This is a genomic window from Mucilaginibacter sp. (assembly GCF_965225845.1).
In the GTDB taxonomy this organism is placed as follows: domain Bacteria; phylum Bacteroidota; class Bacteroidia; order Sphingobacteriales; family Sphingobacteriaceae; genus Mucilaginibacter.
Window position 1 is genome coordinate 295,658 of the sequence record NZ_CBDDBL010000002.1, and the last position, 16,669, is coordinate 312,326.

Sequence of the window (16,669 nt, forward strand, 5' to 3'; positions counted from 1 at the left end):
ATCCTGCATTAAACTAAATATCATTGCTGCGCACTAACTACCTTTTCCCTGCGAAATAAAAACCTGATAAACACTAAGGCAATAATCAAGGCAATAATGCCCTGGCCCAGTACGGTAGCCGGTGCGCCAAAGCGTTCAGATACGGCGCCGGTGATCAAGCTGCCCAGCGGCGACATGCCAAAGATCGCCATCAGCAGGATGCCGATAGCCCGGCCGCGCATGGCCGGGTCTGAGCCTGACTGCACCATAATATTGCTCGCGGTATATTGTCCCATAGCGCCAAAACCGGCTACGGCGGCAAATACCATAGCCAGCGGGAAAAACTTGATCTGTGAAAAACAAATTAGTCCCACACCCAACAATATGGCGCTCAAAAATAAGATCCTTTTTAAATTGCCGCCCGGTTTACGCGATGCCAGGAAAATGGTTCCGCTTACCGCGCCAATGCCTATAAAGCTATTGATATAACCAAAGGTGGATGCGCCTCCCTTAAATATAATCTTGGCAAATACCGGCAATACGGTATTATAGGGCAACACCAGTAAACTTATGGCGGCTGTCATCACTACAACCAAACCGATTGAAGGCGTGTTTTTGACGTAGGCCAGGCCTTCAGCAAACTCTGCCACTACCTTTTTGCGAACTGTTTTAGGTATATAAACAGGCAATTTCATCAGCATAATAGATAAAATAACCCCTCCAAAGCTTGCCGCGTTCAGCAGGAAACATACGCCGGCACCAAACGCGCTGAGCACAATCCCTGATAACGCCGGGCCAAGCAATTGCGCCAGGCTGGCGGTAGCCGTGGTGAGCGCTACAGCGTTAGGCAAATGATCCGGGTTGGACACCACATCATGCAGCATGGATTGCCGGGCAGGAATGTCAAACGCGTTGATGATACCCAAAAATACGCTTAACACCAATATTTCCCACACTACGGTATGCCCGGTGATAACCAGCAAGGCAAGCAGCACCGCCTGTATCATGGAGCTAACCTGGCAAATTTTAATAATGGTATAACGGTTATAACGATCAGCGGCTACTCCACCGGGAATGGAAAATAAAAACGATGGGAACTGCTCGGCAAAAATTGTTACCCCGATCAAAAATGGCGAGTGGGTAATGGAGTAAACCACCCATATTACCGCGGTACGCTGCATCCAGGTGCCAAACTGCGATACTGCCCTGCCAAAAAAGTAAAGTGTATAATTTCGGCTTGCAAAGGCCGAAAATACATTGAGTTGATTTATTTTTTTCATTTGGTAGTTGACAAAATTTAAATAAATGTCGAAAAAATGTTAAAAAAAATTAGAGCATAAGCCATTTAGCCACCATGCCGCTTAATAACTTTGCAGCATCTTTGGCATTATGGGGATCATTATAGTCATTAAGCTCGCGCCTGATGCCACGGACGCTGCTCGAAATAATAAAAGCCATCAGGTCAAGCTCGGCTGCGTTATTCCTGCGGGTTGCTTGCCCGTCGGCAGATGATAAAGCTTCTACTAATATTCCTCTTTCCAGGTAGATCAGCTTATTATGCAGGGTATCCATCAGGTTGGTATGTTTTGATTTATCATCGGCACCCATCAACTGGTCCATGGTATGGAACACATGTTTCCAGCCGTCGCTGGTCTTTATCTTAGCCAAACAAAAAGCGTAGATCTTATCATTCAAATTTGTAGCCGATATTACAGCAGCGCTTATTTCAGCGGCAACATCATCAGCTATCCGGTTCATCACCGCAAGGAAGATCGCGTCGCGGTCTTTAAAATAGTAGTACAGTGAGCTGCGGCTACGGTTGGTGGCTTTTGCCAAATTATCCATTGTAACTTTTGTAGGCCCATATTTACGGTATAACCGCAAAGCTGCCTGCAAAATTTCCTCGTGTATGATCTCGTCCTGATTTGACATTGCTTTATCTTAAAACAAAGGTAAATGCTAAAGTTGACAAAATAAAATATTTTGTCAACTTTTATTAATTGTACACTCTGGCTCATTAAGATTTGATTTTAATAATCAGCAGCTAAAAATAAATCGATAGTTTGTAATAAAAATTATTATAAACTATCAATTTATAAAGCTTATTTTTATAATCAGATAGATGATCCTTTTTCATTTTCGACGATAACCCTGTTCGTATTATTGTTAACCTCTAAATTATTGTTATGGACCAGGTAAACAGATTGTATTGTGCTCAATGTCATCTTTTGGAACGCTTTAGCGAAATTGTAGACCTTACAGACTTTGCAGATTTACGCGCATACATAGCATCAACTATTGAAGGCCTGGATACGCAAATAAACGATACTGCTGAAATTTTTGAGGTATTAAAAAACAAATATTCGTTTGATGCCTGCGATAATTTATTAGCGTGCCTTGAATCGGACTTCAACAAGATCTATGAAAATACCATTTTGGTCCGTTCCCGTGACCTCGCACTACTGAATTATCTTCAGAACATTCAGAACAATATAAGCGCGGCTTTCCAAATAGTTGATTTAAAGTATACTCATACGAAAGAGCGGATTGCCGAAATAGTAGCGCAAAACGCGACTAAGCAACCGGGGAGCCTGTTAAAGCAATCATTGCTATACCGGTTACATGAACCATCAAATTAATACACAACATCAAGTTAGCTAAGTTTTGGTGGCATATATTTTCAGCGTGAGGTTGTTTGATTACAGGGGTGTAAGTTTTCTCCGACGCAAACATCTTTCGGGAGATATAATCTGCTTCACGCACTAATTAATTACCTACCTTAGTGGTGCGTGAAAACAGCGCTCAAAAAACCAAAACAATAAAATATGCCTGTTGAATTAACCCCACCAGTTAGCGAAAAAGACCATGTGCTAGGCCCTGCAAAAGCGGCTATTGAAATTGTAGAGTTCGGTGATTATCAATGCCCGGATTGCGGCGTTGCCTACCCTGTCATCAAACAGATACAAAAAATCTATGGCGACCAGATCCGTTTCGTGTTCCGAAACCTGCCGTTAACTGATATACATACCTACGCCAAAGCCGCTGCTATGGCTGCCGAAGCCGCTGGTCAGCAAAATAAATTTTGGGAAATGCACGACCTGATCTACGAGCACCAAACACAGCTGGATAATGAACTCTTGTATAGCTTGGCACGTAAATTAGGCTTAAATGCCGAACAGTTTGAACAGGACCTGCATAACCGCGCGCTGCTGCAAAGGCTAAAAGACGACACCCAAAGCGCCGAAGACAGCCAGGTACCGGGTACGCCAACCTTTTTCGTGAACGGAAAAATGTTTGATGGCAGTGCCGAGGATTTGCTGCAGGTGCTTGGGGAAAGTGCGGAGTAACGAATCTATCTAAATAAGATTTTCTAATTGCAGAGGAATAAGTATCGTATAGCGCAAACTATCCTCCCATTTAATTTTGGACACGTGAACAGGAAGAAGCAGATACTGTCATTAGCTGGCAAACAGCAATAAAGGCTTCCATGAGGACATTCTATTGCTAATTTACCAGCCGAAACTCGCTTGGCGATTTACCGGTTTTAGATTTAAATATCTTGGTAAAATGTGATGGGTGCTCAAAGCCCAAACCATAGGCAATTTCGCTGATGGAATTATTGGTACTCCAAAGCATGGTTTTGGCTTTGTCTATCAGTTCTAAATGGATGTGTTCCTGCGTGGTTTTGCCGGTAAATTTGTTCAGCACATCTGATAAATAATTAGGCGATAAGTTCAGCTTCGATGCGAAATACTTAACATTAGGAAGGCCTGCATTGATCAAAGCCGGCTGGGCGAAGTAATCTTTTAGCAAGCTTTCAAATTGTTGTACCACATCCTGGTTAACTTTGGCCCGGGTGTAAAACTGGCGATCGTAAAAGCGGTTGCAATAATTTAACAATAGTTCAATATTACTTACAATAAGCCCTTGTGAGTGCTTGTCGATATTTTGGGCGTATTCTTTTTCAATCTTGTTGATGCAATCCTTTATCGTAAGTTTTTCCTCTTCCGAAATATGCAGCGCCTCGTTGGCTTCATAATTAAAAAATGTGTATTGATGAATGCGTTTACCCAGGTCGGTGCCGTGTATTAAATCAGGATGGATAAACAATGCCCAGCCTTCAGCAACCGTAACGCCTGGCCCAGATGAGATAACCTGCCCCGGTGCCGTGAATAGTAACGAGCCTTCGCCAAAATCGTAACTGCCCTTACCATATTTTAAGGAACCATCAACTTTTTTGCAGGAGATGGTATAAAAACCAAAGCGGTACGCGCATTCGCCACTTGGGCGGTGTGCATAAAAATCATTATGGTCTATAATGCTCACCAGAGGATGTTTTGGTGGCAAATATTGCACCAGCCGGTGCAGCTCACTTATTGATTGTACATCTTGGAATTTATCTGTCATCATTATCAAAGTTAGTAAAAAGCCGTCCGCCTGAATCAGAGCGGACGGAATTTTATTACATGCCAAATTGTGCAGCCATCATTTTCTTAAAATCCAAATCGCCCATCCGGTGCCTGGTTTGTATCAATTCAGCGGCATGAATATCAGCAGGATAGCGAAGCTTTTCATCGCCATCGGTAGCCGCTTCATATATCGCTTCTGCAACCTCAACAATGTTTTCCGACATAGGCCAGTTGGCTATCATGGTCATAAAATGCTCAAAAGATGGTTTATAATCAGCCGGCCCGTCAGCGTTAAGAATACTCATAGAACTACCTGCAAACTCGGTTTTATAACCGCCCGGTTCCACAATTTTTAAGCTGATGCCAAACTGGTTTAATTCGTATTGTAAAGACTCCGTCAATCCCTCAACCGCAAATTTAGTTGCATGATAAAGTGAGCAGTATGGGAATGTTAGCCTGCCGCCTACAGAAGAGATATTGATAATTACACCGTTACGGTTTTCGCGCATGCCCGGCAATACTGCTTGTGTTACCGCTATCAAACCAAAAAAGTTTACATCAAATTGTTTCCTGATCTCTTCTTCCGTTGCCGATTCTAATTCGCCGAATGCACCATAGCCTGCGTTGTTCACCAACACATCGATACAGCCAAATTTTTCAATACCTGCGGCAACCGAGCTTTGTATGCTTTGCTTATTGGTTACATCCAATTTAGTTAACAGCACATTATCAAGCTTATTCAGCTCTGTTTCCTTTTCCGGCGAACGCATGGTTGCTATCACATTCCAGTTTTTCGCGTTAAATAACTTAACGGTTTCCCTGCCAAAACCTGATGATGCACCAGTTATTAATATTGTTTTTTTCATTTTGCTAAATTTTATAAAGCAAAGGTGAGTGTAAACAGACCGGCACATTTATATTTTTCAATGCATCACTTATACATTTTAATGATTGATGTAGTAAATATGTTTTTACGTCCTAACAAAACTTATCGGAGAGGACCCTGCTAATGGATAATTCGAGATAGACCTATTTTGCCTTTACTACAATTACTTTTTAATGAGCGGAATTACCTGTTTGCCAATCAACTCAATTGAACTCATTAATTGCGAATGGGTGAGCCCCGCATTATCCATCTGGAAGGTAAAGCGGTCTACCCCGCCTAAAGCTTCGCTATGCCGGATTAGTTTTTCTGCCACCTGTTCCGGCCCGCCCACTACCAATACGCCTCTTGGCGCAATCAATGAATCGAATTGGCTTTTGGTTACCGGCGGCCAGCCACGTTCCCGGCCTAATTTGGTCCACAGCTCTGCATAACCGGGGTAATAATCAGCTACCGCCTGCTCATTAGTTGCCGCAACGTAGCCTGGTGAATGTAAACCTACCTTTAACTGCTCCGGTGTAAAGCCTGCCCGTTTCCCGGCTTCACGGTAAAGATCGATCAGCGGACGAAAGCGATGCGTTTCACCGCCTATAACCGCTACCATTAAAGGCAAACCCAATGTGCCTGCCCGTGCAAATGATTCCGGCGTACCACCAACGCCAAGCCAAACAGGCAATTTTGGCTGTAAAGGCCTTGGGTAAACAGGTTGGTTTTCCAAAGTAGCCCTAAACCTGCCCGACCAACTTACAAACTCCTGGTCGCGAATTTGGAGTAGCAGGTCAAGTTTTTCTCTGAACAAAGCATCATAATCATTCAGGCTGAACCCAAACAAAGGATAAGCCTCTACTGAAGAACCGCGGCCAACCACCAATTCGACCCTGCCTTTGGAGATCAGATCAAGCGTGGCAAAGCTTTGAAATACCCGAACCGGGTCTGCAGCGCTTAATACCGTTACGGCGCTCGTTAGCTTAATGCGTTTGGTGCGTGCCGCCGCCGCGGCAAGTATAACTGCTGTGGCAGAATCCAGGAACTCTTTTTTATGATGCTCACCAATACCGAAAACATCCAGCCCGGCTTCATCAGCAAATGCTATCCTGTCCAGTAATTGTTCCATCGCGTCCACGCTGCTTAACGAGTTGCTGCCGTACATCGCCGAGGCGAAGCTGTCTATACCAATTTCCATTTGAGTTGCTCCTGATAGTTGTTGTAACACTTAATTCAAAGTTCGACTTTTTTACTTGATTAAATAACAGGATAATCTCATAAAATTGTTGTTTCAAAAGCATACAAGTTATCGATATTTTTGGTCAGAAAGTTACATTTTTCATCAATTTTTAACCTGAAAAATGGTTTTTTTAGTCACTTTTCAGGTCAAAAACAGTCGATTTTTTCTGTTTTTGCGCCAAAAAACAGTAAAATTTGATTGTAAAATCGGCATTTTTAACTCTTTTAAGGCAGAAAATGCGAGGAAAAGTGTACCAAATGTACCAGGTGTTTCATATATTTTGTGGTACACTCAACGCTTTTTCCGGAGGGCTAACTGGGAGAGGTAGTAATGCCAAAGCAGCATGGTGGCGACTGTGCGGTAGGGTTGCCATTGAATAGTTATTTCTAATAATTCCTCTTTGGTAGTGCTTAATGATAATTCTTTAACCCGTTTTAAAGCATTTATCGCTGCCAGGTCACCTGCGGGAAAAATATCAGCGCGTTGCAATACAAACATCAGGTAAATATCTATGGTCCAGTTGCCTATACCTTTCAGGGTAATTAGTTTGGCGCGGATGTCATCGTTTGAAAGACCTTCCAGCTCGCTTAAATTGAGTTTTCCGCTTAGTAAAGCCTCGGCTAAGTATTTGATGTAGAGCGTCTTTTGACGGCTGCAATAGCAGGCGCGCATTTCCTCGTCGGTAAGCAGTAACAAGCGGGATGGGGTTAATTCCTGCACACGTTCCTTCAGTTTATTCAATGCTGATAGGGCAGACGCCAGCGAGACCTGCTGCTCCAGGATGATATGCACCAAGGTCTCAAACGTATTCGGCCGCGACCACATGGGAGGATAACCGTAGTTGTTCAGAATTTGGGCGAGATCAGCATCCAGAGCCGCAAGTTTATCACAAATTGAATGGAAATTGGTTTTGCTAAACTGTTCGCTCATATAATTGTTATGTTAAAATTACTAATTTCTTTAGGATTAAGTATTTATTTCTGACTTTTACAGTATGACAAACCTGCCGCCATTAGCCGAGCGTATGCGCCCTAAAAATCTGGATGATTATGTGGGGCAAAAGCACCTTGTGGGCAAGGGCGCGGTTTTGCGCAAGGCCATCGAGTCGGGCGTGTTGCCATCGATGATCTTTTGGGGGCCGCCGGGTGTTGGTAAAACCACGCTGGCTTATATCATTTCACAAACGCTTTATCGTCCATTCTTTTCGCTAAGTGCCATCAATTCAGGGGTTAAGGATGTGCGCGAGGTTATCGAAAAAGCCGCCCTGCTCAAAGAGCAAGGCGAAACCTTACCGATATTGTTTATTGATGAGATCCACCGCTTCAGTAAATCACAGCAGGACTCGTTATTGGGTGCAGTAGAGCGCGGTACAGTTACACTGATCGGTGCCACCACCGAGAACCCGTCATTCGAGGTGATCTCGGCTTTGCTGTCGAGGTGCCAGGTCTACATCCTGCAGCCTTTGGGCGAAGAGGACCTGCTGAGCCTGATCGGTAAAGCCATGAAGGAAGATGTGGTGCTGAAGGAGAAGAAGATTGACATTAAAGAAGATGAAGCCTTGCTGCGTCTTTCCGGCGGTGATGCCCGCAAACTGCTGAATATATTCGAGTTGCTGATCAATGCCTTCAAAAGTAAAAAGATAGAATTGACCAACGATGTGGTACTGGAGCACGTGCAACAGAACATGGCGCTATATGATAAAGCCGGCGAGCAACATTATGACATCATATCGGCATTCATCAAATCCATGCGCGGCAGCGACCCTAACGGCGCGGTTTACTGGCTGGCACGGATGATCGTCGGTGGTGAAGACCCGCTGTTTATTGCCCGGCGGATGCTAATCCTGGCATCGGAGGATATTGGCAATGCTAACCCTAATGCCCTGCTACTTGCACAGGCTTGTTTTGAATCAGTGAATAAGATTGGCATGCCGGAGTCGCAATTAATCCTTTCGCAAACGGTAATTTATTTGGCAACATCGCCCAAAAGCAATTCGGCTACTACGGCTATAGGTGCAGCTATTGCTTTGGTAAGGGAAACCGGCGATCTGCCTGTGCCGCTGCACCTCCGCAACGCGCCAACCAAGTTTATGAAGAACATAGGTTACAGCAAAGGTTATAAATATGCTCATAGTTTTGAGGGTAATTTTACCGACCTCGATTTTCTGCCGGATGCCATCAAAGGCACTAAAATCTATGACCCCGGAAACAACGCACGGGAGAACGAAGCCAAAGAAAAATTAAAAAAACTTTGGGGCGACAGATATAAATATTAGTATCTTACGGCTTAATCCAAGCCTTTAAATGATCACTACTTTTCTTCAGCACGAGCTTAAATCCTTTTGGCGTTCGCGCAATACGGGTAAAAATCTGGCCGTAAAAATCATTATGGGGATACTCATATTGTATCTTTTACTCTGTGCGCTAAGTCTCGGCTTTTTTATGGACGGGCTTTTATACAAGCTATTTCCAAAGCAAGATGTGATCGTATCATTCAGCGGCCTAATCCTGGTTTATTTCATGTTCGAGTTTATTTCGCGTACCCAATTACAGGAACTGCCAACCTTAAAAGTTCAGCCTTACCTGCAATTGCCGGTTAAGCGTAACTCGCTGGTGCAATACCTGGCGCTTACGTCAATAATCTCCGCATTTAACCTGATACCTATTTTGCTTTTCATACCGTTTGTTGCAAAGGTAATTGCAGTTAAGGCAGGTGGCGGGGTAGCCTGGGCGTATGTGGTTTCCATATTAGGGTTGATGATATTTAACAATTACCTGGCCTTATATATTAAAAGAAAAGCAAGCGTTAACGGCTGGATTTTGGTCGGCATAACTGCCCTGTTGGTATTTATTTGCCTGGGCGACTTCGTATGGCACATCTATTCCATCCGCGATCTTTCCTATCACTTTTTCGGTCGTTTATTCCGATCCCCGGTATTCGCGTTGATACCTGTTTTACTGGCTGTTGTGATGTATTATATCAACTTCCTGTATTTAAAGGATAACCTTTATTTGGAGGAGTTAAGCAAAAAGGCATCTAAGAAAAGCAGTACTGAATATCCGTTCCTCGACAGGTTTGGCATAACCGGCGACCTGGTTGCCAACGAAATTAAACTGATCATCCGCAATAAAAGGCCAAACTCAGCTATTAAGGTAAGCTGTATGTTCTTATTTTATGGTCTGCTGTTTTACACCAAACCAGCTTTTCAGCATTCCGATTATCCTGTAATTTTAATAGGTATGCTGATGAGCGGTATATTCATCATTAACTACGGTCAATTCATGTTTAGCTGGCAGGCAGCGCATTTTGACGGATTGTTGGTTAGTAAAATGAACTTTAGCGACTTTTTGAAAGCGAAATACCTGCTATTTACCATGGTGTCAACCATAACTTTTATTCTTACTACACCATACGCGTATTTTGGCTGGCGCATTTTGCTGATACAGTTTGTCATGTACCTATGGAATATCGGTGTTAGTACCACTATTATTTTATATACTGCTAATTATAACTCCAAACGCATCGATCTTTCCAAAGCTGCTGCCTTTAATTGGGAGGGTGCAGGCGCTACGCAATGGCTGCTGGCATTTCCCCTTTTTATAACACCAATTATAATTTACCTGCCTTGTAAGTTGTTGGGTTCTGCTAATATTGGCCTCGCGCTGATTGCTTTAGTAGGACTTGCATTTGTACTGACCCGTAATTTCTGGGTTGAAAAACTGAAAGAGAATTTTTATAAACGAAAATATAACATCGCCGAAGGCTTTAGAAATAAATAGTATGATACAGATCCATAACCTTAAAAAAGTATATAGCGGGCTTACGGTAGTGAACATTCCGCAGCTCGAAATAAAGAAAGGCGAAAGTATTGGCCTGGTAGGTAATAATGGCGCCGGGAAAACTACATTATTTAGGATGATGCTGGATTTGATCCGGCCTGATGCCGGGGAGGTATTATCCAAAGACGAAAACGTAGCGGGAAATGAAAACTGGAAAAATTATACAGCCTCCTATTTGGATGAAGGATTTTTGATCGACTATCTCACCCCCGAAGAATATTTTTACTTTATCGGCAGCCTGCACCAGCAAAGCCGCGCCAGTGTTGACGAATACCTGGCCTCGCAAAGCGATTTTTTTAATGGTGAGATCTTGAAAAGAGGTAAATACATCAGGGACTTATCTAAAGGAAACCAAACCAAAGTTGGTATCGCATCGTGCCTGTTGCAAAACCCGGAATTATTGATGCTGGATGAACCATTCGCCAACATTGACCCAAGTACACAGATCAGGCTTAAAAATATGCTGAAGGATATTAATAAAAACAAAGGTGTTACCACGTTAATATCAAGCCACGACCTTAACCACATAACTGACGTTTGCGAGCGGATTTTGTTAATGGAAAAAGGCAAGATCATCAGGGATATCGCTACAAGCTCATCAACATTGGCTGAACTGGAAAATTATTTCGCTGTGGGGCAGGGTGATAGTACGCCACCGGTTAAACAGGAATAATATGATATTGGGGCAAGAAAAAGGCGTTTCTCTTTTAATAATGCACTTACGATATTTGCCGCATGTATACGATCAGAACCGCAACTGTTGCAGACGTTGAAACCATCCGCCAATTGGCGCAGGAAATATGGTATGAAACTTATTTATCCATATTAACCAAGGAACAGCTGGATTATATGCTGGCGGAAATTTATTCAACCGAAAAGTTAACACAGCAGATCAGCAACAATGAGCAAACGTTTATTTTGATTGTTGAGGATGGCCAGATCGTCGCTTTTGCGGCCTATTCGCCGCGTGAGGAAGATGCGGAGATCTATAAACTACACAAACTCTACTGCCTGCCTGCTACTCAAGGTAAAGGCTATGGCAAATTGCTGATCAGCGAGGTTAGTAATCAGGTTTTGGAAGCAGGCAAGCATTTGCTTGAACTGAACGTGAATCGTTACAACAAAGCCAAAAGCTTTTATGAAAAGATGGGCTTCAGAGTTATGTATGAGGATGATATCGCCATCGGCCCGTATTGGATGAATGATTACATCATGCGCAAAGAGCTCCGCTGATTGATAAAACGGAATTAAATGCCTAAATAGCATTCAATATCAACATCTAACAAAACAATGTATGAACAAAGGCATCATAACCGCTATTCTTAGCGTATTCATTGTATTTACCAGCCTGGCGCAAACGCCGCAAATTATACCGCAACCGGTATCGCTCAAAACAACTTCAGGGCATTTTCAGCTTAGCCGGCAAACCACAATCGTTATTCCTGCAGGCACGGGAAATGTGGAGTGTAAACGACTTGCGCAACTTTTAGCAGAGATGCTTAGCAGCCCCACAGGTTACCATATTGCCGTAAGCACAGCCAATAAAGCTTCGGGAGCGATCCGCTTAAAATTGAATAGTATCCATGATGCAGCAATTGGCGAAGAGGGCTATAAGCTAAAAGTTACCCCTATAGGCGTTAGCATTTATGCCAATACTACTAAGGGACTGTTTTACGGCATACAAACGCTGATGCAATTGTTGCCGCCTGATATTGAAGCTAAAAACAAAGTTGAAGGTGTAAAGTGGAGCATCCCGGATGTGGATATAACCGATTATCCGCGCTTTGGCTGGCGAGGCTTGATGCTGGATGTAAGCCGTCATTTCTTCCCGAAACAGGTGGTTGAGAATTATATTGACGAAATGGCCAGGTACAAATTCAATACCTTCCACTGGCATTTGGCAGATGATGAAGGCTGGCGCATTGAAATAAAAAGCCTGCCGCAGTTAACCAAAGTTGGCGCCTGGCGGGTAATGCGTACCGGGCCTTTGTTTGGCGTGGGTAATTTTGCGCCACCACAGCCCGGTGAAAAAGCCACATACGGTGGTTTTTATACCCAGGATGAAGTACGCGAGATTATTAAATACGCCCAGGACAGGTATATCACCATTTTGCCTGAAATTGATGTGCCCGCGCATAGCATGGCGCTTATCGCTTCGTTTCCTAATTTGTCATGTACACAAGTGCCTTACCCGGTTAATGCCGGTACCCGCTATAACCCGCAGCAGGATAATGTACTTTGCGTAGCTAATGACTCTACCTACCTGATATTGGACAAAATATTTACCGAAATAGCGCAATTGTTTCCATGCCCATATATCCATGTTGGCGGAGACGAGGCTTACAAAGGTTTTTGGGCCAACGATCCTAAAGACCAGGCATTAATGAAGCGCGAGGGCCTGAAAAATGTTGACGAGCTACAAAGTTATTTTGTAAAGCGGGTTGAAAAGATCATCACCTCGAAAGGAAAAAAACTAATTGGCTGGGACGAGATATTGGAGGGCGGTTTGGCGCCAAGCGCCACAGTAATGAGCTGGCGCGGAGTAGAGGGGGGTATTGCGGCTGCTAAATTAGGCCACGAAGTGGTAATGTCGCCGTGGGGCAGCACTTATCTTGACCTTTACCAGGGCGATCCTTCGGTTGAACCACATACCTATGGTAAACTATGGCTACGCGATTCCTATGAATATGAGCCGGTACCGGATAGCGTTGACGCTAAGTTTATTTTAGGAGGACAGGGTAATTTGTGGACAGAATCGGTACCTGACGAGCGCCAGGTGCAATACATGACCTGGCCACGTGCGCTGGCTTTGGCAGAAGTTTTTTGGTCGCCCAAAGAAAAAGGCAGCTTTGATAACTTCACGCAAAGAGTGGAAACTCATTTTAAAAGGCTTGACGCAGCGCAAATTAAATATGCCCGCAGTATTTACGACCCGGTTATCACAGCGGTACGTATGCCGGGAGATACTTCATTAAAAATAAAGCTCGATTCGCAGATAGGGCACCTGGATATTTATTATACGTTTGATACAACGCTGCCCGATAGCTTTTCGACAAAATATAAAGGGATACCAATTGCTATACCGACTGGTGCGGCTCAGTTGAAAGTTATCACCTACCGCAATGGCGAACCTATTGGCAAGAAAACGCAGGTTATGATCAGCGACCTGGCTAAGAAAAAGGATTAAAAAAAGAGCGATGGACTAAAATTCCATCGCTCTTTTTGTTTTAAAAGTCTTCCAAACGGGAGAGATTAAGAGGGGGCTGGGTGTTACAAGCTAAAAGCTGCTTTTACCTTATCCACATAATCTAATTTTTCCCAGGTAAACAGTTCCACCTCCTTGGTAATAACGTGCCCGTCATGAGCGGTAAAGCTTTTGGTTACAAACTGGCTTGGTTTGCCAAAGTGGCCGTAAGCAGCAGTTTCACTGTATATTGGGTTGCGCAGTTTAAAACGGGTTTCAATAGCGTATGGGGTCATGTTAAAGATAGACTCAACCTTTGTAGCGATCTCGCCATCATTTAAACCAACTTTGCTTGTACCATAAGTATTTACATAAATACCCATTGGCTGGGCAACGCCGATAGCGTAAGATACCTGCACCAAAACCTCATCGCAAACACCGGCAGCTACCAGGTTTTTAGCGATGTGGCGGGTTGCATAAGCAGCCGAGCGGTCAACTTTTGATGGATCTTTACCGGAGAATGCACCACCACCATGCGCACCTTTGCCGCCATAAGTATCCACAATGATCTTGCGGCCGGTTAAGCCGGTATCGCCATGTGGCCCGCCGATAACAAACTTGCCGGTTGGGTTAATGTGGTATTTAATATCGTTGTTAAAAAAGTGGGCGTATTTAGGATATTTAGCTTTAACACGCGGGATCAGGATGCTGATAATGTCGCTGCTGATCTTAGCAAGCATTGCTTTTTCCTCATCAAAATCATCATGTTGGGTTGATATAACGATAGCATCAATTCGCGTTGGTTTATTGTTATCATCATACTCTAAAGTAACCTGTGATTTAGCGTCAGGGCGCAGATATTTGATCTCGCTGTTCTCACGCCGGATAGCAGCCAATTCAATTAACAAAGCGTGCGCAATATCCAAAGCCAAAGGCATGTAGTTATCGGTTTCGCTGGTAGCGTAACCAAACATCATACCCTGGTCGCCTGCGCCTTGCTCTTCCTTAGCCTGGCGGTCAACACCCTGGTTAATATCCGGTGATTGCTCGTGGATGGCTGAAAGCACACCGCATGAGCTGCCATCAAACATATACTCGCCTTTGGTATAACCAATTTTGTTGATCACCTCGCGGGCAATTTTTTGTACATCTAAATAAGCTTTTGATTTTACCTCACCAGCCAAAAAAACCTGGCCTGTGGTAACTAAAGTTTCGCAGGCAACCTTTGAATCAGGGTCGAAAGCTAAAAATTGATCAATAAGCGCGTCCGAAATTTGGTCGGCAACTTTGTCCGGGTGCCCTTCCGACACGGATTCTGAAGTGAATAAGTATGGCATGTATTTTAAATAACTTAAAAAATAGATAAACGTAAATACCGGGCGGAGGGATGTAACTGGATAGCAGTAAAAAGAAGCATGGTTTTAGCACTTTTTTACGTGGTTGCAATCCGGACCCGATATGCTCGGGACATTAAATCAGTCCACCGTTGGGTGGCAAAAATAAAACAATTTTTACAAAGCCGAAAATACATTTACTTTTGCCGCCACCAAAATATATGTAGTTGAAAAGGAAAGCTTTATTTATAATTAACCCGGTATCAGGAGGGAAAAGCAAAGACGGGGTGCCGGACCTGATTGAGAAAAACCTGGATAAGGCGATTTTTGCGAGTACTATTATATATAGTGATGGCATAAGGCACGCGCACGAGCTTGCACAGCAGGCTGTCGGTACTTATGAGTTAGTTGTGGCTGTTGGCGGCGATGGTACGGTTAATGAGATCGCATCGGCCGTTGTGGGCAGCAATATTGTGATGGGTATCCTGCCTTATGGTTCCGGTAACGGGCTTTCGCGGTTTTTGGGCATACCGATGGATACCGAAGAAGCCATCAGGAATTTAAACAACTGGCATGTAGAAGCCATTGACGCGGCTACCGCTAATGGCGAATGGTTTTTTAATATGGCAGGCATGGGTTTTGATGCCCATATAGCAGAGGTTTTTTCGCACGAGGAAAAAAGGGGCTTCAGTACTTATGTAAAATCCGCATTTCATGAGATCTCAAATTATAAAGCTGATACCTATGATATAGATATTGACGGCAAGCTTTACCAGCGCGAAGCATTTATGCTCAGTTTTGCCAATTCATCCCAATATGGTAACAATGCACATGTGTCGCCTGATGCATCGGTTCAGGACGGCTTGATAGATGTTTGCATAATAAAACCTTTTCCTTTGTGGCGGTTTATTGAAATGGGTATCAGGATGTTCACCAAAACATCCGATAAATCTAAATATGTGGAGATATTTCGTGGTAAAAAAATAAAGATCAACCGCGGTACCCCCGGCCCCATGCATTTGGATGGAGAACCAAATATTGCACCCGCCAATGTTGAAATAAATGTGGTACCTGCATCGTTAAAAATTATCGCGGGCGAAAGTTATAAGCGCAAGTAATAATAAGCGGCTTTTTTTATCTTGCATTCTCAAAAAAGTTCAGATCATACATCTAAACGCAAGCATTATGTCTAAAAAAAATAATTACACCGGGATCATGTACTCAACTGATCCTGACTTTCAATACCAGCAGGCAAATAACGGTTCAAACGAAGCATTGCCTCCTCAACAACAAAACCTTAAAATATATTTAGATAGAAAAGGCGGTGGTAAACTGGTTAGCCGGGTGAGTGGTTTCGCGGGGCCGGATGCCGACCTGGAAGAGATCGGTAAAAAGCTAAAATCAAAGTGCGGTGTAGGCGGTTCGGTTAAGGATGGCGAAATACTGATACAAGGAGATTTCAGGGATAAAATTTTAATTTTATTACAAGCCGATGGCTACAAAGTAAAAAAAGCAGGCGGATAACATCGTTTTAGCTAAATAAAAAAGATGAAATTTTAATGAAATTGGTACAATTCCATGCCAATACCTGCGTTATATAGGCTGAAAAATGCTATATATAATAATATTAAACATACGTCGAAAAATAAAACGGCTAGATATAAAAGGCTTTAATATTCTGTAAATATGGGCGTTGGCAGCGTTATATGCAGGCTTTTGTACGCTTAAACGAAATCATATCAGGATAGTTACATGCTTTTTCTAAATTATTTTTTGTTAATATTGAAAAAAATAGGTTGTATTGTAAAAAATACGT

At 43.3% G+C, this 16,669-nt stretch carries 16 protein-coding genes; 9 read left to right on the forward strand and 7 right to left on the reverse strand.

Going from position 1 to position 16,669, the window contains the following annotated elements; all coding sequences use genetic code 11:
- Nucleotides 1–20: 20 nt before the first annotated feature.
- Both ACYZ0U_RS05085 and ACYZ0U_RS05090 read right to left on the reverse strand, forming a co-directional pair.
- Entirely contained in the window at nt 21–1,259 is a 1,239-nt protein-coding gene (locus tag ACYZ0U_RS05085; RefSeq protein ID WP_461450498.1) for an MFS transporter, read from the reverse strand.
- Nucleotides 1,260–1,308: 49 nt separating this feature from the next.
- The gene (locus ACYZ0U_RS05090) at nt 1,309–1,911 is read right to left on the reverse strand and encodes a TetR/AcrR family transcriptional regulator (RefSeq protein WP_461450500.1); all 603 of its coding nucleotides are present in this window, start codon (nt 1,909–1,911) and stop codon (nt 1,309–1,311) included.
- A gap of 254 nt (nt 1,912–2,165) precedes the next feature.
- Here ACYZ0U_RS05090 and ACYZ0U_RS05095 point away from each other — a divergent pair, with 254 nt between their 5' ends.
- Both ACYZ0U_RS05095 and ACYZ0U_RS05100 read left to right on the forward strand, forming a co-directional pair.
- Nucleotides 2,166–2,618 (forward strand): hypothetical protein, encoded by a 453-nt coding sequence (locus ACYZ0U_RS05095; RefSeq protein ID WP_461450502.1) that lies wholly within the window; start codon nt 2,166–2,168, stop codon nt 2,616–2,618.
- Nucleotides 2,619–2,804: 186 nt separating this feature from the next.
- Nucleotides 2,805–3,326 carry a DsbA family protein gene (locus tag ACYZ0U_RS05100; RefSeq protein WP_461450504.1) on the forward strand — a complete coding sequence of 174 codons (522 nt, stop codon included), beginning with the start codon at nt 2,805–2,807 and terminating at the stop codon, nt 3,324–3,326.
- Between the two features lie 157 nt (nt 3,327–3,483).
- On the opposite strand, the gene ACYZ0U_RS05105 is transcribed toward ACYZ0U_RS05100, so the two are convergent.
- The 4 genes from ACYZ0U_RS05105 to ACYZ0U_RS05120 form a co-directional block, all read right to left on the reverse strand.
- Entirely contained in the window at nt 3,484–4,389 is a 906-nt protein-coding gene (locus ACYZ0U_RS05105) for a helix-turn-helix domain-containing protein (protein ID WP_461450506.1), read from the reverse strand.
- Between the two features lie 52 nt (nt 4,390–4,441).
- A complete protein-coding gene (locus ACYZ0U_RS05110) occupies nt 4,442–5,254 on the reverse strand; it encodes an SDR family oxidoreductase (protein ID WP_461450508.1) in 813 nt (270 codons plus the stop codon).
- 183 nt (nt 5,255–5,437) lie between these two features.
- Nucleotides 5,438–6,484, reverse strand: a complete 1,047-nt coding sequence (locus ACYZ0U_RS05115) for an LLM class flavin-dependent oxidoreductase (protein WP_461450510.1) — start codon at nt 6,482–6,484, stop codon at nt 5,438–5,440.
- 303 nt (nt 6,485–6,787) lie between these two features.
- Nucleotides 6,788–7,426, reverse strand: a complete 639-nt coding sequence (locus ACYZ0U_RS05120) for a DNA-3-methyladenine glycosylase family protein (RefSeq protein WP_461450512.1) — start codon at nt 7,424–7,426, stop codon at nt 6,788–6,790.
- Between the two features lie 64 nt (nt 7,427–7,490).
- On the opposite strand from ACYZ0U_RS05120, the gene ACYZ0U_RS05125 reads away from it, so the two are divergent.
- The 5 genes from ACYZ0U_RS05125 to ACYZ0U_RS05145 all read left to right on the forward strand — a co-directional run bounded on the left by ACYZ0U_RS05125 (nt 7,491) and on the right by ACYZ0U_RS05145 (nt 13,522).
- The gene (locus tag ACYZ0U_RS05125) at nt 7,491–8,771 is read left to right on the forward strand and encodes a replication-associated recombination protein A (protein ID WP_461450514.1); all 1,281 of its coding nucleotides are present in this window, start codon (nt 7,491–7,493) and stop codon (nt 8,769–8,771) included.
- A gap of 28 nt (nt 8,772–8,799) precedes the next feature.
- Nucleotides 8,800–10,275, forward strand: a complete 1,476-nt coding sequence (locus tag ACYZ0U_RS05130; protein ID WP_461450516.1) for a DUF5687 family protein — start codon at nt 8,800–8,802, stop codon at nt 10,273–10,275.
- Nucleotide 10,276: 1 nt separating this feature from the next.
- Entirely contained in the window at nt 10,277–11,008 is a 732-nt protein-coding gene (locus tag ACYZ0U_RS05135; protein WP_461450518.1) for an ABC transporter ATP-binding protein, read from the forward strand.
- Nucleotides 11,009–11,070: 62 nt separating this feature from the next.
- Entirely contained in the window at nt 11,071–11,568 is a 498-nt protein-coding gene (locus ACYZ0U_RS05140) for a GNAT family N-acetyltransferase (RefSeq protein WP_461450520.1), read from the forward strand.
- A gap of 61 nt (nt 11,569–11,629) precedes the next feature.
- Entirely contained in the window at nt 11,630–13,522 is a 1,893-nt protein-coding gene (locus tag ACYZ0U_RS05145) for a beta-N-acetylhexosaminidase (RefSeq protein ID WP_461450522.1), read from the forward strand.
- 83 nt (nt 13,523–13,605) lie between these two features.
- Here ACYZ0U_RS05145 and metK read toward each other — a convergent pair whose 3' ends face one another.
- Nucleotides 13,606–14,856 (reverse strand): methionine adenosyltransferase, encoded by a 1,251-nt coding sequence (gene metK, locus ACYZ0U_RS05150; RefSeq protein WP_461450524.1) that lies wholly within the window; start codon nt 14,854–14,856, stop codon nt 13,606–13,608.
- A 224-nt stretch (nt 14,857–15,080) separates the two neighbouring features.
- On the opposite strand from metK, the gene ACYZ0U_RS05155 reads away from it, so the two are divergent.
- Nucleotides 15,081–15,971 carry a diacylglycerol/lipid kinase family protein gene (locus tag ACYZ0U_RS05155; RefSeq protein WP_461450526.1) on the forward strand — a complete coding sequence of 297 codons (891 nt, stop codon included), beginning with the start codon at nt 15,081–15,083 and terminating at the stop codon, nt 15,969–15,971.
- A 67-nt stretch (nt 15,972–16,038) separates the two neighbouring features.
- Nucleotides 16,039–16,377 (forward strand): translation initiation factor, encoded by a 339-nt coding sequence (locus ACYZ0U_RS05160; protein ID WP_461450528.1) that lies wholly within the window; start codon nt 16,039–16,041, stop codon nt 16,375–16,377.
- Nucleotides 16,378–16,669: the final 292 nt, after the last annotated feature.